This is a genomic window from Mycobacterium sp. UM_CSW (assembly GCF_000455205.1).
Lineage (GTDB): Bacteria > Actinomycetota > Actinomycetes > Mycobacteriales > Mycobacteriaceae > Mycobacterium.
The window spans coordinates 22,510-43,881 of sequence record NZ_AUWQ01000035.1; the positions used below are offsets into that span (position 1 = coordinate 22,510).

The 21,372-nt window shown below is 68.3% G+C and carries 22 protein-coding genes; 13 read left to right on the forward strand and 9 right to left on the reverse strand.

Annotated elements, in window-relative coordinates:
* Window positions 1–28: 28 nt before the first annotated feature.
* The 5 genes from acpM (at window position 29) to N415_RS30700 (ending at window position 5,443) form a co-directional block, all read left to right on the forward strand.
* Window positions 29–376 carry a meromycolate extension acyl carrier protein AcpM gene (gene acpM, locus N415_RS14055; RefSeq protein WP_068108932.1) on the forward strand — a complete coding sequence of 116 codons (348 nt, stop codon included), beginning with the start codon at window positions 29–31 and terminating at the stop codon, window positions 374–376.
* Window positions 373–1,623, forward strand: coding sequence for a 3-oxoacyl-ACP synthase KasA (gene kasA, locus N415_RS14060; RefSeq protein WP_068108935.1), 1,251 nt, complete (start codon window positions 373–375; stop codon window positions 1,621–1,623). Before acpM ends, kasA begins: the two co-directional genes overlap by 4 nt.
* An 81-nt stretch (window positions 1,624–1,704) precedes the next feature.
* Window positions 1,705–2,958: a 3-oxoacyl-ACP synthase KasB gene (gene kasB, locus N415_RS14065; protein WP_068182565.1), complete on the forward strand. Its 1,254-nt coding sequence runs from the start codon at window positions 1,705–1,707 to the stop codon at window positions 2,956–2,958.
* Window positions 2,959–3,002: 44 nt separating this feature from the next.
* Window positions 3,003–4,424, forward strand: a complete 1,422-nt coding sequence (locus tag N415_RS14070) for an acyl-CoA carboxylase subunit beta (RefSeq protein ID WP_068182567.1) — start codon at window positions 3,003–3,005, stop codon at window positions 4,422–4,424.
* Window positions 4,425–4,555: 131 nt separating this feature from the next.
* The gene (locus N415_RS30700; RefSeq protein ID WP_081665245.1) at window positions 4,556–5,443 is read left to right on the forward strand and encodes a hypothetical protein; all 888 of its coding nucleotides are present in this window, start codon (window positions 4,556–4,558) and stop codon (window positions 5,441–5,443) included.
* Window positions 5,444–5,518: 75 nt separating this feature from the next.
* On the opposite strand, the gene N415_RS14075 is transcribed toward N415_RS30700, so the two are convergent.
* The 5 genes from N415_RS14075 to N415_RS14095 all read right to left on the reverse strand — a co-directional run bounded on the left by N415_RS14075 (window position 5,519) and on the right by N415_RS14095 (window position 10,714).
* Entirely contained in the window at window positions 5,519–6,262 is a 744-nt protein-coding gene (locus N415_RS14075; protein WP_068182569.1) for a GDSL-type esterase/lipase family protein, read from the reverse strand.
* On the reverse strand, window positions 6,259–7,869 hold the full coding sequence (locus tag N415_RS14080) for an FAD-dependent monooxygenase (RefSeq protein ID WP_068182572.1): 1,611 nt from the start codon (window positions 7,867–7,869) through the stop codon (window positions 6,259–6,261). The genes N415_RS14075 and N415_RS14080 overlap by 4 nt, the downstream gene beginning before the upstream one ends.
* Window positions 7,870–7,947: 78 nt before the next feature.
* A complete protein-coding gene (locus tag N415_RS14085) occupies window positions 7,948–8,577 on the reverse strand; it encodes a TetR/AcrR family transcriptional regulator (RefSeq protein WP_068182575.1) in 630 nt (209 codons plus the stop codon).
* A gap of 41 nt (window positions 8,578–8,618) precedes the next feature.
* On the reverse strand, window positions 8,619–10,157 hold the full coding sequence (locus N415_RS14090; RefSeq protein ID WP_068182583.1) for a glycerol-3-phosphate dehydrogenase/oxidase: 1,539 nt from the start codon (window positions 10,155–10,157) through the stop codon (window positions 8,619–8,621).
* On the reverse strand, window positions 10,145–10,714 hold the full coding sequence (locus tag N415_RS14095) for a TetR/AcrR family transcriptional regulator (RefSeq protein ID WP_068182586.1): 570 nt from the start codon (window positions 10,712–10,714) through the stop codon (window positions 10,145–10,147). Before N415_RS14095 ends, N415_RS14090 begins: the two co-directional genes overlap by 13 nt.
* A 47-nt stretch (window positions 10,715–10,761) precedes the next feature.
* Between N415_RS14095 and N415_RS14100 the strand changes: the two genes are divergently transcribed.
* Together N415_RS14100 and N415_RS14105 are read left to right on the forward strand one after the other, a co-directional pair.
* A complete protein-coding gene (locus tag N415_RS14100; protein WP_068182759.1) occupies window positions 10,762–12,342 on the forward strand; it encodes an FAD-binding oxidoreductase in 1,581 nt (526 codons plus the stop codon).
* Window positions 12,339–13,253 carry a diacylglycerol kinase gene (locus tag N415_RS14105; RefSeq protein ID WP_068182589.1) on the forward strand — a complete coding sequence of 305 codons (915 nt, stop codon included), beginning with the start codon at window positions 12,339–12,341 and terminating at the stop codon, window positions 13,251–13,253. The genes N415_RS14100 and N415_RS14105 overlap by 4 nt, the downstream gene beginning before the upstream one ends.
* On the opposite strand, the gene N415_RS14110 is transcribed toward N415_RS14105, so the two are convergent.
* Window positions 13,254–14,294: an Lrp/AsnC family transcriptional regulator gene (locus tag N415_RS14110; RefSeq protein ID WP_068182761.1), complete on the reverse strand. Its 1,041-nt coding sequence runs from the start codon at window positions 14,292–14,294 to the stop codon at window positions 13,254–13,256.
* A gap of 93 nt (window positions 14,295–14,387) precedes the next feature.
* On the opposite strand from N415_RS14110, the gene N415_RS14115 reads away from it, so the two are divergent.
* On the forward strand, window positions 14,388–15,245 hold the full coding sequence (locus N415_RS14115; protein ID WP_068182764.1) for an LLM class flavin-dependent oxidoreductase: 858 nt from the start codon (window positions 14,388–14,390) through the stop codon (window positions 15,243–15,245).
* Window positions 15,246–15,254: 9 nt separating this feature from the next.
* Here N415_RS14115 and N415_RS14120 read toward each other — a convergent pair whose 3' ends face one another.
* From N415_RS14120 to N415_RS14130, 3 genes are all read right to left on the reverse strand, one after another.
* Entirely contained in the window at window positions 15,255–15,767 is a 513-nt protein-coding gene (locus tag N415_RS14120) for a DUF3145 domain-containing protein (RefSeq protein ID WP_067160110.1), read from the reverse strand.
* A 123-nt stretch (window positions 15,768–15,890) separates the two neighbouring features.
* Window positions 15,891–16,715 carry a serine hydrolase domain-containing protein gene (locus N415_RS14125; protein ID WP_068182593.1) on the reverse strand — a complete coding sequence of 275 codons (825 nt, stop codon included), beginning with the start codon at window positions 16,713–16,715 and terminating at the stop codon, window positions 15,891–15,893.
* Entirely contained in the window at window positions 16,712–17,731 is a 1,020-nt protein-coding gene (locus tag N415_RS14130) for a class I SAM-dependent methyltransferase (RefSeq protein WP_068182596.1), read from the reverse strand. Before N415_RS14130 ends, N415_RS14125 begins: the two co-directional genes overlap by 4 nt.
* A gap of 180 nt (window positions 17,732–17,911) precedes the next feature.
* On the opposite strand from N415_RS14130, the gene N415_RS14135 reads away from it, so the two are divergent.
* The 5 genes from N415_RS14135 to N415_RS14155 all read left to right on the forward strand — a co-directional run bounded on the left by N415_RS14135 (window position 17,912) and on the right by N415_RS14155 (window position 21,370).
* Window positions 17,912–18,997, forward strand: coding sequence for an S-(hydroxymethyl)mycothiol dehydrogenase (locus tag N415_RS14135; protein ID WP_068182598.1), 1,086 nt, complete (start codon window positions 17,912–17,914; stop codon window positions 18,995–18,997).
* Window positions 18,997–19,620, forward strand: coding sequence for an MBL fold metallo-hydrolase (locus tag N415_RS14140; protein WP_068182600.1), 624 nt, complete (start codon window positions 18,997–18,999; stop codon window positions 19,618–19,620). Before N415_RS14135 ends, N415_RS14140 begins: the two co-directional genes overlap by 1 nt.
* Before the next feature lie 93 nt (window positions 19,621–19,713).
* Window positions 19,714–20,352 (forward strand): SDR family oxidoreductase, encoded by a 639-nt coding sequence (locus N415_RS14145; RefSeq protein WP_068182602.1) that lies wholly within the window; start codon window positions 19,714–19,716, stop codon window positions 20,350–20,352.
* A gap of 44 nt (window positions 20,353–20,396) precedes the next feature.
* Window positions 20,397–20,873 carry a MarR family transcriptional regulator gene (locus tag N415_RS14150; protein WP_068182604.1) on the forward strand — a complete coding sequence of 159 codons (477 nt, stop codon included), beginning with the start codon at window positions 20,397–20,399 and terminating at the stop codon, window positions 20,871–20,873.
* A 128-nt stretch (window positions 20,874–21,001) separates the two neighbouring features.
* Window positions 21,002–21,370 carry a DoxX family protein gene (locus N415_RS14155; protein WP_068182610.1) on the forward strand — a complete coding sequence of 123 codons (369 nt, stop codon included), beginning with the start codon at window positions 21,002–21,004 and terminating at the stop codon, window positions 21,368–21,370.
* Window positions 21,371–21,372 lie beyond the last annotated feature (2 nt).

Consider the following 21,372-nt stretch of genomic DNA (forward strand, 5'->3'; position numbering starts at 1 on the left):
ACACAACACATTACGAAGGGAATAGGCCGTGGCCGTCACTCAGGAAGAAATTATCGCCGGTATCGCCGAGATCATCGAAGAGGTGACCGGTATCGAGCCCTCCGAGGTCACCCCGGAGAAGTCGTTCGTCGACGACCTGGACATCGACTCGCTGTCGATGGTTGAGATCGCGGTGCAGACCGAGGACAAGTACGGCGTGAAGATCCCCGACGAGGACCTGGCCGGCCTGCGCACCGTCGGTGACGTCGTCGCCTACATCCAGAAGCTCGAGGAAGAGGACCCCGAGGCCGCCGCCGCGCTGCGCGCCAAGATCGAGTCCGAGAACCCCGAAGCCGTTGCCAACGTCAAGGCGAGGATGGAAGCGGACAGCAAGTGACCAAGCCTTCCACTGCTAATGGCGGTTACCCCAGCGTTGTGGTAACCGCCGTCACGGCGACGACATCTATCGCGCCGGACATCGAGAGCACGTGGAAGGGTCTGTTGGCCGGCGAAAGCGGCATCCACGTGCTCGAAGACGAGTTCGTCAGCAAGTGGGACCTGCCCGTCAAGATCGGTGGACACCTCAAGGAGCCCGTCGATAACCACATGGGCAGGCTCGACATGCGCCGCATGTCCTACGTCCAGCGGATGGGCAAGCTGCTGTCCGGTCAGCTCTGGGAGAGCGCCGGCAGCCCCGATGTCGACCCCGACCGGTTCTCCGTCGTGGTCGGCACGGGCCTGGGTGGCGCCGAGCGGATCGTCGAGAGCTATGACCTGATGAACGAGGGCGGCCCCCGCAAGGTGTCGCCGCTCGCGGTTCAGATGATCATGCCCAACGGCGCCGCGGCCACCGTCGGCCTGCAGCTCGGTGCTCGCGCCGGCGTGATGACCCCGGTCTCGGCGTGTTCGTCGGGCTCGGAAGCAATCGCGCATGCGTGGCGTCAAATAGTCATGGGTGACGCTGACGTCGCCGTGGCGGGCGGCGTCGAGGGTCCCATCGAGGCGCTGCCCATCGCGGCGTTCTCGATGATGCGGGCCATGTCGACCCGCAACGACGAGCCCGAGCGGGCCTCGCGTCCGTTCGACAAGGACCGTGACGGCTTCGTGTTCGGCGAGGCCGGTGCGCTCATGCTCATCGAGACCGAGGAGCACGCCAAGGCCCGCGGTGCCAAGCCGCTGGCCCGGCTGCTGGGTGCAGGTATCACTTCGGACGCCTTCCACATGGTGGCGCCCGCCGCGGACGGTGTTCGTGCCGGTCGTGCGATGACGCGGTCGTTGGAGCTGGCGGGCTTGTCCGCCAAGGACATTGACCACGTGAACGCGCACGGGACGGCGACCCCGATCGGCGACGCCGCGGAGGCCAACGCGCTCCGTGTCGCCGGTTGCGAGCACGCCGCGGTGTACGCGCCAAAGTCGGCGCTGGGCCACTCGATCGGCGCGGTAGGCGCGCTGGAATCCGTTTTGACGGTATTGACCCTTCGGGACGGCGTCATACCGCCCACGTTGAACTACGAAACACCCGATCCCGAGATCGACCTTGATGTGGTCGCAGGCGAACCTCGCTACGGCGAATTCCGTTACGCGATCAACAACTCGTTCGGCTTCGGTGGTCACAACGTGGCGCTCGCGTTCGGGCGCTACTGAGGCAGGACGTCCGGCGACGCCGCGGGCCGAAGATGGCCCGCGGAGGAGCCGGACAACACGGAAGGAACGATCGCTAAAGCCATGACGGAGCTGGTTACGGGGAAAGCGCTCCCCAATGTAGTGGTTACCGGCGTTGCCATGACGACCGCACTCGCGACAGACGCGGAGAACACTTGGAAGCTGTTGTTGGACGGCCAAAGCGGCATCCGCACCCTCGATGACCCGTTCGTCGAGGAGTTCGACCTGCCGGTCCGCATCGGCGGGCACCTGTTGGAGGAATTCGACAGTCAGCTCACGCGCGTCGAGCTGCGCCGGATGGGCTACCTGCAGAAGATGTCCACCGTTCTGAGCCGGCGGCTGTGGGAGAACGCCGGCAACCCGGAGCTCGACACCGACCGGTTGGCGGTGTCCATCGGCACCGGGCTGGGCTCGGCCGAAGAGCTCGTCTTCAGCTACGACGAGATGCGCGCTCGTGGCATGAAGGCGGTCTCGCCGCTGGCGGTGCAGAAGTACATGCCCAACGGCGCCGCCGCGGCGGTGGGCCTGGAACGGCACGCCAAAGCCGGTGTGATGACGCCGATTTCGGCGTGCGCGTCCGGCTCGGAGGGCATTGCGCGGGCGTGGCAGCAGATCGTGCTCGGTGAGGCCGACGCCGCGATCTGCGGTGGCGTGGAGACCCGGATCGAGGCGGTTCCCATCGCCGGGTTCGCCCAGATGCGCATCGTGATGTCGACCAACAACGACGACCCCGCCGGTGCCTGCCGCCCGTTCGACAAGGACCGCGACGGCTTCGTGTTCGGCGAGGCCGGTGCGCTCATGTTGATCGAGACCGAGGAGAGCGCCAAGGCTCGTGGCGCCAACATCCTGGCCCGGATCATGGGGGCCAGCATCACCTCGGACGGCTTCCACATGGTGGCGCCGGATCCCAACGGCGAGCGCGCCGGGCACGCGATGACGCGGGCGATCCAGCTCGCGGACCTCACGCCCGGCGACATCGACCACATCAACGCCCATGCCACCGGCACCCAGGTCGGTGACCTGGCCGAGGGCCGCGCCATCAACAACGCGCTGCGCGGCCACAAGCCGGCGGTGTACGCGCCCAAGTCCGCTCTCGGCCACTCGGTGGGTGCGGTCGGCGCGGTGGAGTCGATCCTGACCGTGCTCGCGTTGCGGGAGCAGGTGATCCCGCCGACACTGAACCTCGTCAACCTCGATCCGGAGATCGATTTGGACGTGGTGGCGGGCAAACCGCGGCCGGGCAACTACAAGTACGCGATCAACAACTCGTTCGGATTCGGCGGTCACAACGTGGCGATCGCTTTCGGGCGGTACTAAACCCGCCCTATAGCCCGGGCACACTCGGAATCAGGAGACCTGCGATGACAATCATGGCCCCCTCGTCGGTTGGTGAGTCGCTCGACCCCCGAGACCCGTTGCTGCGCCTGAGCAATTTCTTCGACGACGGCAGCGTGGAACTCCTGCACGAGCGTGACCGCTCGGGCGTGCTGGCCGCCGCGGGGACCGTGAACGGTCTGCGCACCATCGCGTTCTGCACCGACGGCACCGTGATGGGCGGCGCGATGGGCATCGAGGGGTGCACGCACATCGTCAACGCCTACGACACCGCCATCGAGGAACAGAGCCCGATCGTGGGCATCTGGCACTCCGGGGGCGCCCGGCTGGCCGAGGGGGTCCGGGCGCTGCACGCGGTCGGGCTGGTGTTCGAGGCCATGATCCGCGCGTCGGGCTACATTCCGCAGGTCTCGGTCGTCGTCGGCTTCGCTGCCGGCGGCGCCGCCTACGGACCGGCGCTGACGGACGTCGTCGTGATGGCGCCCGAAAGCCGGGTGTTCGTCACCGGGCCCGACGTGGTGCGCAGCGTCACCGGCGAGGACGTCGACATGGCGTCGCTCGGCGGCCCGGAAACGCACCACAAGAAGTCCGGGGTGTGCCACATCGTCGCCGACGACGAACTCGACGCCTACGAGCGTGGCCGCCGGCTGGTCGGATTGTTCTGCCAGCAGGGCCATTTCGACCGCGGCAAGGCCGAGGCCGGCGACACCGACATCCACGCGCTGCTGCCCGAGTCCGCGCGGCGGGCCTACGACGTGCATCCGATCGTGACCGCGATCCTCGACTCCGACACTCCGTTCGACGAGTTCCAGGCGAACTGGGCGCCGTCCATGGTGGTAGGGCTGGGCCGGTTGTCGGGCCGCACCGTCGGCGTGCTGGCCAACAACCCGCTGCGGCTGGGCGGCTGCCTGAACTCCGAAAGCGCCGAGAAGGCGGCACGTTTCGTGCGGCTGTGCGACGCGTTCGGGATCCCGCTGATCGTGGTCGTCGACGTGCCCGGTTACCTGCCGGGCGTCGACCAGGAGTGGGGTGGCGTGGTGCGGCGCGGCGCCAAGCTGCTGCACGCGTTCGGCGAAGCCACCGTGCCCCGGGTCACCCTGGTCACCCGAAAGACCTACGGCGGGGCCTACATCGCGATGAACTCCCGCTCGCTGAACGCGACCAAGGTGTTCGCCTGGCCGGATGCCGAGGTCGCGGTCATGGGCGCCAAGGCGGCCGTCGGCATCCTGCACAAGAAGAAGCTGGCCGCCGCGGCCGACCACGAACGCGAAGCGCTGCACGACGAACTGGCCGCCGAGCACGAGCGGATCGCCGGCGGCGTCGACAGCGCCATCGAGATCGGCGTGGTCGACGAGAAGATCGACCCGGCGCACACCCGCAGCAAGCTCACCGAGGCGTTGGCCCAGGCGCCGGCACGCCGCGGTCGCCACAAGAACATCCCGCTGTAGGTCGCCTTTTTACCCGCGAGCAGACGCAGAATCGCACGAGCGCGCGCTGCGCAGTGCGATTCTGCGTCTGCTCGGCCGTCTATCCCCAGCGGTGACTCGCCAATACGGCGTGCTCCTCGCATGCTCTGGCGGTGCATGCTGGAGCGCTCGCAGTCCTGCAGCAGGCTGGCGGGTTCGCCACTACCGCACAGTTGCTGACGGTAATGACCCGGCAGCAGCTCGATGTCCAAGTTCGAAACGGTGGCCTCAAACGCGTCTGGTATGGGGTTTACGCCGCTGAGGAGCCAGATCTTCCAGGTCGCCTGACCGCGTTGGACATGTTTATGGGGCAGCACGCCGTTGTCTGCATGAACACAGCCGCAGCCCTGTACGGCTTCGACACGGAAAACGCGACCGCAGTCCACATACTCGATTCTGGTGTACGAATGCGTCCCACAGTGGGCCTGATGGTTCATCAACGCACTGGTGCCCCATTGCAACGGATAGCAGGCCGTCTCGCGACCACACCTGCCTGGACCGCTGTCGAAGTCGCGAGGCAGTTGCCACGTCCTCGGGCAATCGCAACACTTGACGCCGCATTGCGTTCGATGCGTTGCAGCCGCGCAGAACTCGAACGTGCGGTTGCCGAGCAGCGGGGCCGTCGCGGGATAGTGGCTGTGCGGGGACTCCTTCCCTTCGCCGACGGACGTGCGGAATCCGCGATGGAAAGCGAGGCTCGACTCGTAATGATCGACCACGGGCTTCCCCTTCCAGAACTTCAATACCCAATTCGTGGTCGCGACGGTGAATTGTGGCGAGTCGATTTTGCATGGCCGGAGATGCGCCTAGCGGCTGAATACGAAAGCATCGAGTGGCATGCGGGACGCAGCGAGATGCTCCGAGACAAAATAAGATCCGGCATCATCCAGGAACTTGGATGGACGATCATTCCTATCGTCGTCCACGATGTAAGACGCGAACCCGAGCGACTTGCCATGCGAATCGCCACCCATTTGGACCGTGCACGCAAAGCCGGCTGACGATGGCGAGCAGACGCAGAATCGCATAAAAGACCGTCGCGCAGTGCGATTCTGCGTCTGCTCGCGGTGGGCATCTCAGGAGTCCAGAAACCGCTGAACCGCCTCGGTGAGGATGCGCCCGCCGTTGGTGTTGAGATGAATGCCGTCGATGTGGAATTGCCAGCCGTTGCGCCGAGCGATCTCGTCAAAGCTTTGGCGTAGCACCATCTCCCGCCACAGGTAGTCGCGGTAGAGCGACGCGAAGGAGAACCGGGTGAACGGTTTGGTCGTCGCCGCCTCGGTGAGGCGCTCCTGGAATGCTTCGTAGAACGGGATGTAGTCCGTCGACTCCCGGGCGGCCGTTTCGCGGATAATGCCGTTATACGTGGCGAACAGGGCGTTGAGCCGCGCCTGAACCGGATGGCGTGAACCGGGCGCTTCCCCCACCGGGGCAAGGGAACTCAGCGCGACCCGGGCGCTTGTCTCCCGTTGCAGCCGGCGCACGATGACGGCCAGGTTCTCCTCGAACCGCGCCGGTATCGGTTCCTCGCGAAGCCCCTTCCACATGCGAACGAATCGCCGGAAGTTGGGAAAGACGCTCGCCATGATGTCGTTGCTGCCGATCAGCACGATGACCCGGTCCGGCCGGCGCGCGATCACCCGGTCGAGGCGCCGGACGGCGTTGACCGACAGATCCCCGCCGACGCCGAGGTTGACGAAGCGAAACCGGTTGTTGCCGGGCCGCTTTTCCAGCTCGTCGATCCATTTGTAGGTTCCCCTCGACGCGGTGGTGCTCGACCCCAGGCACGCCACCGTTTCGGAACGCGGCGGGTCGGTCATGGCGCGCGGCCGAGGACGCGGCACAGCACCCGACCGAGCTCGTCACCCGGTGAGCGCGGGATCACGTCGGCGCACCAGGCGACGAAGTCGTCGGGTCGCACCAACAACACCGCGTGGGGCGCAAGTCCCGCGGCGGCGGACCACGAGCCGTCGACGTCAACCGCTGTCCCGATGCGCCGCACGGTGATTGGGACGCCGACGGCCTTCGACGCGCAGGCCGCTGCGTCCGACCACGCGGCGTCGTCGTCTCCGGTGAGCAGCGTGAAACCGGGACCCAGCAGATCGAGGATCGAGACCCGCTTTCCGCCGTCGACGACCCAGGCGTGCGGGACGCGGGTGCCGGGCTGCCCGCGCAATTCGTCCACCAGTGACACGGCGTCGGCATCCGGCGGAACCGGATCGTCGGAAACCACTGCGGCAGAACGGTATCGGTACCCGATCAGCAGCGCGAACATCGGCGCCTCTTCGTCCGGCGGCAACAGCGGGCGGTCGTCGTCCAACCGCAAGAAGGCCAGCGACGGCCCGGTGAGCGACTGGCGCGCATTGAAGCGCCCGACCGGGTGCCGCTCGGCATGGTAGGTGCCCAACAACGCCGGGTCGGCGGTCCCGTTCAAGACGCTGGCCAGCTTCCACGCCAGGTTGTGCGCGCTCTGGATGGCGGTGTTGGCACCGCCGGCCTTGAACGGCGGCATGGTGTGCGCCGAGTCGCCGACGAGAAACACTCGGCCGCAGCGGAATTGGTCGGCGACTCGCTCGTACGGCTGCCAGGGTGCGACGTCGATGACTTCCATGTCGATCGGCTCGCCGATCGCTTTCGTCAGCATCTCGCGGCACCGCTGCGCGGTGAACTGTTCGGCGGATTCGCCGCGGGCGGGAAAGTACGTGTTGATGAACATGCCGAAGTCGTCGCGCACCGGCAGAAAGATGCCCTCCACGTCCGGGTTCTTGACCTGGATGCCGTCGCCCGGCCCGAGGTCGCGGGCGAATTTTCGCCACGGCGCCCGGAAGTAGACGAACACGACATAGATCGGCAATGCCCCGTAGCCGGAGGTCGTCACGCCCAGCGTGTCGCGGATCGGGCTGTGCACACCGTCGGCGGCGACGAGATAGTCGGCGCGTACCGCCTCGGTCGCGCCCGATTCGCGATCGCGGATGACCGCGATGACGCCGCTTTCGTCCTGTTCGAACGAGTCCAACTCTGTGTTGTAGAGCGCCTCGCTACCGTGCCGGCGGATGTGGGTGAGCAGGATCGGTTCGAAGGCGCTCTGCGGGCAGTACTGGCCGCCGGGCTCCGGGCTCAGATCCTTGAACGGTGCGAAGATCGCGTTGACGTCGAGCGCCTGGCGCTGTTCGGCGCTGTTGAGCGTCGGCTTGCTCACCATGTCGGAAACGCCGTGGGCGATCGCGTGGACCTCGTCGGCCAATCCAAGGCCGCGCAGGATCTCCAGGCTGCGGAAGCTCAGGTTGCGCGCCTTCGGGTAGATGAACACCTCACCGCGCTTTTCGACCACCAGCGAGCGAACACCGTGTTTGGCGAGCAACGCAGAAGTGGCCAGGCCGGCGGCTCCCGCGCCGACGATCAACACCGGGACGTTCTTGACGTTCATCGCCGCCTCCCATCTATACGGAACTAATTAGTTCCGCATAGGCTCCAATGTGGCACGGCGCGGCGGGATGCGCAACAACTACGGCGCCGGTTCCCCGGCCATCGGCAAGATCACGTCTTCGAGCATGCGCCGGACGTAGACCCGGTCGATCGGACGCCCGGTGATCACCCGCAACAAGTTGAGGCCCAGCGCGACGTCGGGGATCAGGCTGAGGTCGCGGCCGGCCGGGATTTCCCCGCGGGCCACCGCATGGTCGAGCACCGCGCGGACCACCTGTCGCGGGGTGGACAGCACCAGGTCGTCGAGCGCGGCCGCCAGGACGGGGTTGTGCATGGCCGCAGTCGCCACGCCGACAACCACCCGAATCATATGCGTATCAGCGTCATTCAAGTCGGGGGTGGCCGCAACCAGCGCGTCTATGTCACCGCGAAGACTGCCGGTATTGGGCGGTTCGATGGGTCCCAGCCGCCGCCTCCAATGCGCGATCGCGTCGGCGACGACCACCTCCTTCGACGGCCAGCGACGGTAGATCGCCGCCTTACCGACGCCGGCGCGCGACGCGATGTCGTCCATGCTCAACCGGTCATAGCCGACTTCGGCGACGCCCGCCAGCGTCGCGTCGAGGATGGCCGCGTCCAGCGAGCGATCGAGGCGTCCCGGACTGCGGGTCCGGCTCGACACGCTTGCCTGGCCGCTTTCGCGCTTCATATGCTCCTAACGATACGGGCTAGTTCCGTTCGATGATATCCTCAGCCGAAGTTCGTCACGAATTCCTTGGCCACCGACACGACGCGCTCGCGATCGCGCGCAACCAGACCGATTCGGGTCCGCCGGTCGAGAATGTCGTCGACGTCCAGCGCGCACTCGTGGGTGACGGCGTACTCGAACTCCGCGCGGGTCACGTCGATACCCTCGGCGACGGGCTCGGTCGGCCGGTCGCAGGTCGCCTGAGCGAGGACCCGGGGCGCCTCGGCGCCGTAGCGCGCCACCAGCGACGCCGGGAGTCCCGCGCCCGAACCCGCGCCCGGCCCGGGATTGCCCGGCGCCCCGATCAGCGGCAAATTGCGGGTCCGGCACTGCCCCGCCCGCAAGCCCCGCCGGCCAATGGCGAAGTCCAGGACGTCCTCCGCCATGTAGCGGTATTCGGTCAGCTTGCCGCCGATCACGCTGATGGCTCCCGACGGCGCCTCGACGACGGCGTGCTCGCGCGACACATCGGCGGTGCGGCCCTCGCCGGTGTCGATCAGCGGCCGCAGGCCCGCGTAGGCGCCGACAACGTCGGCCGCGCCAACCGAAGTGCCCAGCGCGGTGTTCACCGTGTCCAGCAGGAACGCGATCTCCTGCTCGGACGGCTCCGGCACGTCGGGAATCGGGCCGGGCGCGGCTTCATCGGTCAGGCCCAGATACACCCGACCCAGTTGCTCGGGCATGGCGAACACGAAGCGATTGAGCTCGCCGGGAATCGGAATGGTAAGCGCCGCAGTCGGATTCCCGAAGGCAACGGCGTCGAAGACGAGGTGCGTCCCCCGGCTGGGCCGCAGCCGCAACGAGCCGTCGATCTCCCCCGCCCACACCCCGGCCGCGTTGATGACCGCGCGGGCCGACACGTCGAACGACTGTCCCGTGCGCTGATCGGTCAGCCGCACCGAGGTGCCCGACGCCTCGGAGGCCGCGACGTAGGTCAGGATGCGCGCGCCGTGCTGCGCCGCGGTCCGCGCGACCGCGGTGACCAGCCGGGCGTCGTCGATCAACTGCCCGTCGTAGGCCAGAAAGCCGCCGTCCAGGCCGTCGCGCCGAACGGTGGGCGCCATCTCCACCGCGCGCCGCGCCGAGACGCGCCGCGACCGCGGCAGCACCGACGACGGCGTCCCCGCCAGCGCCCGCAGCGCGTCGCCGGCCAGGAACCCGGCCCGCACCAACGCCCGCTTGGCGTGACTCAGCGACGGCAACAACGGCACCAGCTGCGGCATCGCGTGGACGAGATGGGGGGCGTTGCGCGTCATCAGGATTCCGCGCTCGATGGCGCTGCGCCGGGCGATGCCGACGTTGCCGGTCGCCAGGTAGCGCAGGCCGCCGTGCACCAGCTTGGAGCTCCAGCGGCTGGTGCCGAACGCCAGGTCGTGCTTTTCCACCAATGCCACCCGCAGGCCCCGCGACGCCGCGTCCAACGCGATGCCCGCCCCGGTGATGCCGCCGCCGATCACGACGACGTCCAGCGGCTCGCCGTCGGCCAGGGCCGTCAGGTCGGCCGTGCGGCGCGCCGCGTTCAAGGCGGTCACGACAGGTATCCGTTCAGCGAGTAGGCGAGTTCGGCGGCCAGCGCGTCGGCATCGAGGATCGGGCGGACGATCCGCTCGGACTGGATGGTCGACTGGGCGATGAGCAACACCATCGTGGCCATCTGCAGCGGGTCCCCGGCGCGGACGCTGCCGTGCCGCTGGGCCGCGCGCAGCCGCTCGGCCAGGGCGTCGATCAGCATCTGCTGGCTGGCCCCGAGGCGCTCGGTGATGTAGATCGGCGCCAGCTCCGAGTGCATCACCGACATCACCAGCTCGTCGTGGCGCAGCAGGTCGGCGACCGTGACGATCTGTCGCACAAGCGATTCCCGGTCGTCGCCCTGCAGCGGCGCGTCGCGCATCACGCCGACGATGCGCTGGGTCAGCAGCGTCGCGACGATCGACTTGGTGTCCGGCCAGCGCCGGTACACCGTGGGCCGGCTGACCCCGGCCCGCCGGGCGATCTCCGCCAGGGTCACCCGGTCCACCCCGAAGTCCACGACGCAGCTGGCCGCGGCCGACAGGATCCGGTCGCGGGTGTCCGGCTGTGCGTTACTGGTTGACAGCATGTGTAATACTGTAACGCATGACGCACGCCGAGCAACTCCTCCCGCCGATGAAATGGAACGCGTGGGGGGATCCCGCCGCCGCGAAGCCGCTCTCCGAGGGCATCCGCTCGCTGCTGAAACAGGCGGTGGGACTGCAGGATTCGGACCGACCCGACCTCGACGCCGACGAGGTGAAGCTGCGTCCGTCGGCGTTGTCACAAGCCGACAAAGACGCCCTGGCCGGCATCGTCGGCGCCGAGCACTGCCGCACCGCCGACCGCGACCGCCTGCTGCGCGCCGGCGGCAAGTCCACGCTCGACCTGCTGCGCCGCAAGGACACCGGGGTGCAGGACGCGCCCGACGCCGTGCTGCTGCCCGGGGATGACGACGCCGTCGGCGCCATCCTGCGCTACTGCTCCGAGCACCGCATCGCCGTGGTCCCGTTCGGCGGCGGCACCAGCGTGGTCGGCGGTCTGGACCCCACCCGCGGCGAATTCGAGGCCGTGGTGTCGCTCGACCTGCGCCGCTTCGACCGGCTCGTCGAGCTCGACGAGGTGTCCGGCCAGGCCGTTTTCGGGGCCGGGGTCACCGGCCCGGACGCCGAACGCCTGCTCGGCGAACGCGGTTTTTCCCTCGGGCACTTCCCGCAGAGCTTCGAGTACGCCACGATCGGCGGCTTCGCCGCGACCCGGTCCTCCGGGCAGGACTCGGCCGGCTATGGCCGGTTCAACGACATGGTTCGCGGCCTGCGGATGGTCACCCCGGTGGGCACGATGGAGCTGGGGCGCGCGCCGGAATCCGCCGCCGGTCCCGACCTGCGCCAGCTGCTGCTCGGCTCGGAGGGGACGTTCGGCGTCATCACCCAGGTGCGCCTGCGCGTGCACCGGGTCCCCGAGGCCGTGCGCTACGAGGCGTGGTCCTTCCCCGATTTCGAGACCGGGGCCGCCGCCCTGCGCGCCGTCACCCAGAATGCGACCGGCCCCACCGTCATTCGGCTCTCCGACGAGGTCGAGACCGGGGTCAACCTCGCCACCACCGAGGCGATCGGCGAGAGCCAGATCACCGGCGGTTGCCTGGGCATCACCGTGTTCGAGGGCACCAAGGAGCACGTCGAGAGCCGGCATGCCGAGACCAGCGCGCTGCTGGCGGCCCGCGGCGGCACGTCACTGGGCGAAGCGCCGGCGCAGGCCTGGGAGCGGGGCCGGTTCGCCGCGCCGTACCTGCGCGACTCGCTGCTGTCGGCGGGCGCGCTCTGCGAGACCCTCGAGACCGCCACCGACTGGTCGAATGTGCCGAGGCTGAAAACCGCTGTCACCGAGGCGCTTACGAGCGCGTTGGCCGAATCCGGCACGCCCGCGCTGGTGATGTGCCACATCTCGCACGTCTACCCCACCGGCGCGTCGCTCTACTTCACGATCGTCGCCGGGCAGCGCGGCAACCCGATCGAGCAGTGGTGGGCCGCCAAGAAGGCCGCCTCGGACGCGATCATCGCCGCCGGCGGCACCATCACCCACCATCATTCGGTCGGCGCCGACCACCGGCCCTGGATGCGCGACGAGGTCGGCGAACTCGGCGTGCAGGTCCTGCGCGCGGTCAAGGCGACGCTCGACCCGGCCGGAATCCTCAACCCCGGCAAGCTGATTCCGTGAACGCTCGGCGCGAGATCGGCAAGGTGACCGCGCTGACCAATCCCGTCTCGGGTCACGGCGCCGCGATCCGCGCCGCGCAGGTCGCGATCGCCCGGCTGCACGAGCGGGGCGTGCAGGTCACCGAGATCATCGGCGACGACGCCGAGGACGCGCGCCACCTGGTTGCCGCCGAACTCGAGCGGGGCACCGACGCGGTGATGGTCACCGGCGGCGACGGCGTCGTCTCCAACGCGCTGCAGGTGTTGGCGGGCACCGACGTTCCGCTGGGCATCATCCCGGCCGGCACCGGCAACGACCACGCCCGCGAATTCGGCATTCCCACAAAGGATCCCGAGGCCGCCGCGGACGTCATCGTCGACGGCTACACGCAGACCATCGACCTGGGCCGGATCACGTGGGGTGACACCGAAAAGTGGTTCGGCACCGTCGCGGCCACCGGCTTCGACTCCCTGGTCACCGACCGCGCCAACCGGATGACCTGGCCGCACGGGCGGCTGCGCTACTACCTCGCGATGCTCGCCGAGCTGTCGCAGTTGCGACTCTTGCCCTTTCGCATGGTGCTCGACGGCACGCGGGAGATCGACGCCGACATCACGCTGGCGGCGTTCGGCAACACCCGCAGCTACGGCGGCGGCCTGCTGATCTGTCCCAACGCCGATCCCACCGATGGCCTGCTCGACATCACCATGGCGCATTCGGCGTCCCGCACCAAGTTGGTGCGCCTGTTCCCCACCGTCATGAAGGGCACGCACGTCGACCTCGACGAGGTGACCACGGCGCGCGCCAAGACGATCCACGTCGAGTGCCCCGGCATCAACGTCTACGCCGACGGCGACTTCGCCTGCGCGCTGCCCGCCGAGATTTCCGCGGTCCCCGCCGCGCTGCACGTGCTGCGAGGCGCGGTTTCCTGATCAGCGCGCGGGGCGGGTTGGGCGGGGATTGACGAGCCGTCCGTGACTCACGAGCGAGCCGTGCTGCTTGAGGCGCTGAGTGCGCACGTTGACCTCGTAGCTGAGGATCTCCGTTACCTGCCCGAGTTCCTCGTTGAGGTACCGGTACAGATCGTCGCTGTCCCGGCAGATGGCGATGGCCATCACGTTCTTGGACCCGCTGGTGGCGCCCGCGAACGCGATGTTGTCGTGCGCCCCGATCCGCTCGCCGACGCTGTGAATATCCTTGGGCGCCACCGTCATCCATAGCATGGCGCTGAGCTGGTATCCGATCCGCTCGGGCAACACGTCGACGTCATAAAGCAGCGCGCCGCAGGCCTCCAGCGCCGCAAGCCGCCGACCCACGCGCGTCACCGACCAGCCCGTGCGTGCGGACAGCTGCGCCTGCGGCGTGCGGCCGTCCTCGGCGAGGGCGTCCAGGAGGGGGCGGTCCTCGGCCGTGATCGCCGGCGGCCGATCGGAGCGCACGGGCCGGGGTCCCTCGGCCAGGATCTCCGCGGCCTGCCCCTCGGAGAGCCGGTGGCCGTAACCGGTCCAGGGCATGGTCGCCGGCTGGCCGAACGAGTGCAGCATCAGGTCCACGGTGATGTCGGTGACCGAGGTTGCTCGCGGGAGTAGTTGCAGCAGTAGATCCTCGCGATGATCCCCGAGCGGTGCCCGGATGACGCAGACCAAGTCGGTCCATCCGGCCAGCACGTTGGCGTGGGACACCTCCTGCCGGCGCACCAGCGCGTTGGCCAGCAGCGGGATGCGGTCGGGGGCGGCGCGCATCCGGCACACCCAACTCGCCTCGCCGTCGGTCCACCGGTTCTCGAGCCCGACCACGCGCATCACGCCGTCGCGGCGCAACCGGTGATAGCGGCGCGCGACCGTCTGCTCGCTGGCCCCGATCACGGCGCCGATCCGCCGGAACGACACCCGCGGCGCCAACTGCAACGCATGCAGAATCTGCGCGTCTATCCGATCGATCACGGTGAAAAGTATCCGACAATCAGGGTTCAGATGAGGACTTCTCTCCAATCCCGGCGCATCGATCGTTGATTTCCAGCGACCACTGCCAGCCTGGAACCCATGAACCCCACGGGCATGCACACCATGCGGATCGGAATCGGACTGCCCGGCCATATCGCCCACGTGGCGGGGCCCTTGACCGCCGAGTGGGCCCGCCGAGCCGAGCAGCGCGGGTTCGCCAGCGTGGCCGCGATCGACCGGCTGGTGTACGAAAGCCTCGACGCGATCGCCGCGTTGTCGGTGGCCGCGGGCGCCACCACCGACATCGGCTTGATGACCAACGTGCTGCTGGCCCCGCTGTATCCGGCGGTGCTGCTGGCCAAGCAAATCACCACCGTCGCCGCCGCATCCGGTGACCGGCTCACGCTCGGGTTGGGCGTCGGGAGTCGACCCGACGACTACACCGCCGTCGGCGTCGACTTCCGGCGGCGCGGGCGCATCCTCGACCAGACCGTCGCCGTGCTGCGCGACGCGTGCGACGCCAAGGTCGTCGCCGGCGATAAGGCGCTCAGCCCGGCACCGGCGCGGATCCCGATCTTGTTCGGTGGACGCGCCGACGCGACGATCCGGCGCGCCGCAACGATCGGCGACGGCTGGGCCGCCGGAGCGCTGCGCGAGTACGCCAACCAGTCCGCGCTCGCCGACCGGGTGCGTGCGGCGTGGACGCAGGCGGGCCGGTCGGGCCGTCCCCGGCTGCACGCCAGCGTCAACTTCGCCCTGGGCGACGCCGACACCGTCGCCGCCGGTCGCGCAAACCTGTACCGCTATTACGGGTTCAAACCGGACTACGCCGCCCTGAACGTCGACGACATGGTCGCCTCACCCGAGGATGCGGCACAGACCGTGCGCGCCTACCGCGACCTGGGCTTCGACGGGCTGGTGTTCCACCCCTTTGTGGCCGATATCGAGCAGGTCGACCGCCTCGCGGACGCGGTCTTGTGACGGAGCCGCTTACCCGACGCCGCGGCTGAGCCAGGTCACTTCCCCGGCGTCGCCGCCGTCGCGATACACCTCGAGCGCCTCGTCCCACGCCGTGCCCAGCACCGAGTCCAGCTCGGCGGCCAGATAGTCGGCGCCCTGCGCCATCATCGACCGAAGCCGCATCTCCCCTACCATGACGTCGCCGTTGGCGCTCATCGAGCCGCTCCACAGGCCGAGCTGCGGGGTGTGGCTGAACCGCTGGCCGTCGACCCCCGGGCTCGGGTCCTCGGTGACCTCGAACCGCAGCACTGACCACGAGCGCAGGGCGTTGGCCAACCGGGCGCCGGTGCCCACCGGCCCGACCCAGTTGGTGACCGCGCGCAGCTGCCCGGGCATCGCCGGCTGCGGCGTCCAGACCAGGTTGGCCTTCGACTGCAGGGTTGACGACAACGCCCACTCGACGTGCGGGCATACCGCCGCGGGCGAGGCGTGGACGTACACCACACCGGTCGTCACGTCGGCAAATTGGTTCGACGCACGCATCTCCTGCTCCTTCGGTTCCACGAGGGACGTCTTCCCCAACGACCTGGTGGACCCGTACAAGCGGGATGCATGTAAAGTTTTGTGTCCTGCGTGTCTATTGTGCCCTCTGATGCCCCTGTTGCGCTAGTGTGCGGAGTGGTCAATTATGACCGCATCCGAAATCGTCGGCCACGGCTCCAACGCCCACTCGCCGAAATCGCGGTCGGTCAGCACCACCAGCGCCAGGTCGGCCTCGGGATCGACCCAGATAAACCCGCCCGACTGGCCGAAATGGCCGTACGTCCGCGCCGAGTTGCGCGACCCCGTCCAGTGCGGCGATTTGCCGTCGCGGATCTCGAAACCCAGGCCCCAGTCGTTGGGCCGCTGCACCCCATAGCCTGGCAGCACGCCGTCCAGGCCGGGAAATTGCACGGTCGTGGCCTCGGCGTGCAGCTGCGGCGACACGATGGCCGGCCGCAGCAGCTCGCGGGCGAAGGCCGCCAGATCGGCGACCGTCGAGGTGGCGCCGAACCCAGCGGCCGCGACGCCGCCGTTCAGCCGGGTAGTGGCCATGCCGAGCGGCTCGCACACCGCCTCGTACAGATAGCGGCCGAACTCGATCGCGGACTCGGCCTCCAAAGTCTGGGCCAGCACGGTGAAGCCCTGGTTTGAATACATCCGCCGGGTGCCGGGCTTGGCCAGTACCCGATCGTTGTGCATCGCCAGGCCCGACGCGTGCGCCAGCAGGTGCCGGACCGTGGAGCCGGGCGGGCCGGCGGGGGTGTCGAGCTCGACGACGCCCTCCTCGATGGCGATCTGCGCGGCCCGGGCCACCAGCGGCTTGGTCACCGAGGCCAGCTCGAAGACCCGCGCGGTGTCGCCGTGGCTGGCCAGGACCCCGGCCGGCCCGACGACCGCGGCGGCCGCATTGGCCACCGGCCAATCATCGAGCGCGTCGAGGGCGGTCACTTCCTGGCGATGTAGTAGCTGTTGATCGGGTCCCCCTCGATCTCGGTCACCCGGACGTCGGCGAACCCGGCGTCGGCGAGCATCGACGTGGCCAGCTGCGTCCCCCATGCAGTGCCCAGCCCGACGCCGTCCAGCGCCAACGACACCGTCATGCAGTGCATCAGCGAGACCGTGTAGAGGTAGGTGCTCATCGGGACGTCGACGTTGTCCTCCAGCCGGCTCGACGCCTTGATGTCGGCCATCAGGAAAACGCCGCCCGGTCGCAGCGCGCGGTAGATGTTCTCCAGCACCTTGGCGGGCTGCGCCTGATCGTGAATGGCGTCGAATGTGGTGATGACGTCGTAGGCGTCGGTCTTGTCCAGGTCGGTCAGGTTGTGCGCCTCGAAGAAGGCGTTGGTCAGGCCGAGCCGGGCCGCCTCCTCAACTCCCGTCGCGATGGCCTCTTTCGAAAAGTCGATGCCGGTGAACCGGCTCGCCGGGAACGCCTGTGCCATCACATTGATCGCGTGTCCGCTGCCGCAGCCGAAGTCGGCCACGTCCGCGCCGGCGCGCAGGCGGTCGGGCAGGCCGTCGACCAACGGCAGCACGACGTCGACGAGCGCGATATCGAACACCGCGGCGCTCTGCTCGGCCATCAGCGCGTGGAAGCGCGGGAACTCGCTGTAGGGCAGCCCGCCGCCGTCGCGGAAGCAGCCGACGATCTTCTGCTCCACCTCGCCGAGCTGCGGGAGGAACAGCGCCACCAACGCCAGATTGTCGGGCCCGGCCGCGCGGGTCAGAGCGGCCGCCCGGTGGGCGGGCAGCGTGTAGGTCGCGGTGGCCGGGTCGTAGTCGACGACGTGCGCGGTGGTCATGCCGGCCAGCCATTCGCGCACATAGCGTTCGTTGAGGCCGGCGGCCTCGGCGATCTGCGCGCTGGTGGCCGGCGGGAGCCCGGCCATCGTGTCCAGCAGGCCGGTCTGGTGACCGATGCTCAACAGGATCGTGAGGCTCGCGCCGTCGATGGCCGCGACCATTCGCCCGGCGAATTCCTCTGTGGTCTCGGAGGTTGTCTCAGGTGCCGTCACGTTCTGCAGACGCTACACCGGGTCCCCTCTCGCCGAGTCTGCGCTCAGCGCGTGCGTTTGGCCCAAGTGGGCGATCTCAGCGCAGACTCGACGCAACGACGCGCAAAGCCCGCCAGTAGGTTGGTGCCCATGAGTCAGACAGTGCGCGGAGTCATTTCACGCAAGAAGGGCGAACCCGTCGAGCTGGTCGACATCGTCGTCCCCGACCCCGGACCCGGCGAGGCGGTGGTCGACGTCATCGCCTGCGGGGTCTGCCACACCGACCTGACGTACCGCGAAGGCGGCATCAACGACGAGTATCCGTTCCTGCTCGGCCACGAGGCCGCCGGCCGCGTCGAAGCGGTGGGGCCGGGCGTGACGGCGGTCGAGCCGGGCGACTTCGTGATCCTGAACTGGCGCGCCGTGTGCGGGCAGTGCCGGGCCTGCAAGCGCGGCCGCCCGCACCTGTGCTTCGACACGTTCAACGCCACCCAGAAGATGACGCTGACCGACGGCACGGAACTCACCCCGGCGTTGGGCATCGGGGCGTTCGCCGACAAGACGCTGGTGCACTCCGGCCAGTGCACCAAGGTCGACCCGCAAGCCGACCCCGCCGTCGCCGGCCTGCTGGGCTGCGGCGTGATGGCCGGCATCGGCGCCGCGATCAACACCGGGGCGGTGACCCGCGACGACACCGTCGCCGTGATCGGCTGCGGCGGGGTGGGCGACGCCGCGATCGCCGGCGCGGCGCTGGTCGGGGCCCGGCAGATCATCGCCGTCGACACCGACAACACCAAGCTGGACCTGGCCCGCAAGTTCGGCGCCACCCACACGATCAACGCCCGCGAGTTCGACGTGGTGAAGACGATCCAGGACCTCACCGACGGCTTCGGCGTCAACGTGGCGATCGATGCGGTGGGCCGCCCCGAAACCTGGCAGCAGGCCTTCTACGCCCGAGACCTCGCGGGAACCGTTGTGCTGGTTGGTGTTCCGACGCCCGACATGCGCCTGGACATGCCGCTGGTCGACTTCTTCAGCCACGGCGGCTCGCTGAAGTCGTCGTGGTACGGCGACTGCCTGCCAGAGCGCGACTTCCCCACCCTGATCGACCTGTACCTGCAGGGCCGGCTGCCGTTGGACAAGTTCGTCACCGAGCGAATCGGCCTCGACGACGTCGAGGAGGCTTTCCACAAGATGCATGGCGGCAAGATATTGCGATCGGTGGTGCTGCTCTGATGGTGGACATCGATCGGGTGGTGACCCACGGCACGTTCGAATTGGACGGCGGCAGTTGGGAAGTCGACAATAACATCTGGCTGATCGGCGACAATTCCAACGTCGTGGTGTTCGACGCCGCCCACGATGCGGCGCCGATCGTCGAGGCCGTGGCCGGCCGCCATGTCGTCGCGGTGGTGTGCACGCACGGCCACAACGACCACGTGACGGTCGCGCCCAAGCTCGGCAAGACACTCGACGCGCCGGTGCTGCTGCATCCCGCCGACGAGGTCCTGTGGCGAATGACGCACCCGGACAGCGACTTCCGCTCCATCTCCGACGGCCAGACGCTGAGCGTGGGAGGCACGGAGTTGCGGGCGCTGCACACCCCGGGCCACTCCCCCGGATCGGTGTGTTGGTATTCGCATGACCTGGGCGTCGTGTTCAGCGGCGACACCCTGTTCTCCGGCGGCCCCGGCGCCACCGGCCGGTCGTACTCCGATTTCCCGACGATCCTGCAGTCCATCTCGGAGCGCCTCGGCACGCTGCCCGGCGAGACGATCGTGCACACCGGGCACGGCGACAGCACCACCGTCGGCGACGAGATCGTGCACTACGAAGAGTGGGTCGCCCGCGGCCACTAGGTCACCCGCTCCACCCAGCTCAACCTCCTTGGTCGATTCCGTCATGTTCCTGTATTGTCACATTTAGTGATAATCATCGCGGAAGGCGGACTCATGAAGATCACGGTATTCGGCGCGACCGGTGGCGTCGGTCGCGAGCTGGTAAAGCAAGCGCTGGGACGCGGTTACGGCGCGGTCGCCGTCGTACGCGATGCCGGACGGCTGGGCGTGACACACCCAGCGCTGGACGTCGTCACGGTCACCGCGCTCGACGAGCCCGGCACCCTCATCCCGGCGATCCGCGGAAGCGACGCCGTGCTGTCGGCCCTCGGTCCGCGTGGACGGAAAGACGGGCCCGTCGTGAGCAGCAGCACCCGCGCGATCCTGGCGGCGATGAACGCCTGCTCGACGAAGCGATTCGTCGCTGTCAGCGCGCTGCCGGTAGGCCCGACGGCCGAAGGCGAGCGTTTGATGACGCGCTGGGTGTTGCTTCCTGTGCTGAAAACCGTTCTGGGAAACGTCTATGCCGACCTCGCCGACATGGAATCCGTCTTGCAGCACAGCGACGTCGATTGGACCGTCGTGCGTCCGCCCCGGCTTGTCGACCGGCCCCTCACCGGTGATTACCGCACGGTGGTGGGCGCCAACGTGGCGCGCGGGTCGGCCATCTCGAGGGCCGACGTTGCGCACGCCATGCTCGACGCCCTGGCGTTGGCACAGACGATCCGGCAGCCAGTCGGCGTGTCGTACTGATTATCCTGACCCGTGACAATCCCGGCCGGTGTTAGCCTTGGCCGATGACTGAACAGGGCTCCGGCATCACCGAACTCGACGAACGGATCCCGTTTCTGCTCTCACAGCTGGGCGCCCACGTCAGCAGCGATTTCCAGCGGCGGCTGGCGCCGATCGGAACCGACCCGCGCACGTACGCGGTGCTGCTGGCCTTGGCCGCCGCCGACGGCCAGTCCCAGCGCCAGCTGTCCGAACGCCTCGGCATTCACCGCAACGCCATGGTCATGGTCATCGACAACCTTGAGCAACGCGGGCTGGCCAAACGGTTGACCCATCCCGACGACAGACGGGCGGTGGCCGTGACCCTTACCGCCAAGGCCCGCCGGCTGCTACCGGCCTTGCACGACCAGGGCCGTGAGCTCGAAGACGAGATCGCCGCACCGCTGTCCGCGACGGAACGGGCCACGCTGCGGCGACTTTTGCAGCGAGTCGCGGCCGGAGCGGGCCTCATCCCGGGGGTCCACCCGGGCCTGACGCGCTGAAAGCGTTCTGCAACCACTCGGCCGAGCTTCACTGAGACCAGCGGGGGTCTGGCACTCCGCATGATTGTCACATATGATGATGATCATCATATGTGACTAATATGCCTCTGGCTCGATAGGAGAGCGCCGTGCACACCGCATATCTCGTCATAACGCTCATCGCGATCGCCTTCGATGGATTTTCCGGCGTCGCGGCACTGGTTCACTTCGCACCGATCCTTCCGGGGATGGCAAGCGCGGGCGTGCCGGTCTCGTGGTTGACGTTTCCCATCGGTACGTTGAAGACGCTGGGCACCGTCGGACTCGTTGTGGGCCTGTGGGTTCCGGCCATCGGCATCGCGGCCGCCGCGGGACTGGTGATCTTCTTTGTGTGCGCCGTCTACACCCACGTACTTGCCCACGACATCACCGGTCAAATGATGTTCGGCGGGTTTCTGCTCGCGCTCAATTGCGCAACGTTGGCGGCCACGATCGCCGCCCACCCGGGGATCTTGTGACC

Coding starts and splice junctions, on each gene's coding strand:
- N415_RS14130 (WP_068182596.1), bottom strand. CDS start 17,731: ATGGTCGCGGCCATCGACGGCGCGAGCCTCACGATCCTGTTGAGCATC.
- N415_RS14095 (WP_068182586.1), bottom strand. CDS start 10,714: ATGCTGTCAACCAGTAACGCACAGCCGGACACCCGCGACCGGATCCTG.
- N415_RS14115 (WP_068182764.1), top strand. CDS start 14,388: ATGCGGATCGGAATCGGACTGCCCGGCCATATCGCCCACGTGGCGGGG.
- N415_RS14135 (WP_068182598.1), top strand. CDS start 17,912: ATGAGTCAGACAGTGCGCGGAGTCATTTCACGCAAGAAGGGCGAACCC.
- kasB (WP_068182565.1), top strand. CDS start 1,705: ATGACGGAGCTGGTTACGGGGAAAGCGCTCCCCAATGTAGTGGTTACC.
- N415_RS14080 (WP_068182572.1), bottom strand. CDS start 7,869: ATGAACGTCAAGAACGTCCCGGTGTTGATCGTCGGCGCGGGAGCCGCC.
- N415_RS14085 (WP_068182575.1), bottom strand. CDS start 8,577: ATGAAGCGCGAAAGCGGCCAGGCAAGCGTGTCGAGCCGGACCCGCAGT.
- N415_RS14070 (WP_068182567.1), top strand. CDS start 3,003: ATGACAATCATGGCCCCCTCGTCGGTTGGTGAGTCGCTCGACCCCCGA.
- N415_RS14145 (WP_068182602.1), top strand. CDS start 19,714: ATGAAGATCACGGTATTCGGCGCGACCGGTGGCGTCGGTCGCGAGCTG.
- N415_RS14100 (WP_068182759.1), top strand. CDS start 10,762: ATGAAATGGAACGCGTGGGGGGATCCCGCCGCCGCGAAGCCGCTCTCC.
- N415_RS14120 (WP_067160110.1), bottom strand. CDS start 15,767: ATGCGTGCGTCGAACCAATTTGCCGACGTGACGACCGGTGTGGTGTAC.
- N415_RS14075 (WP_068182569.1), bottom strand. CDS start 6,262: ATGACCGACCCGCCGCGTTCCGAAACGGTGGCGTGCCTGGGGTCGAGC.
- N415_RS14140 (WP_068182600.1), top strand. CDS start 18,997: ATGGTGGACATCGATCGGGTGGTGACCCACGGCACGTTCGAATTGGAC.
- N415_RS14150 (WP_068182604.1), top strand. CDS start 20,397: ATGACTGAACAGGGCTCCGGCATCACCGAACTCGACGAACGGATCCCG.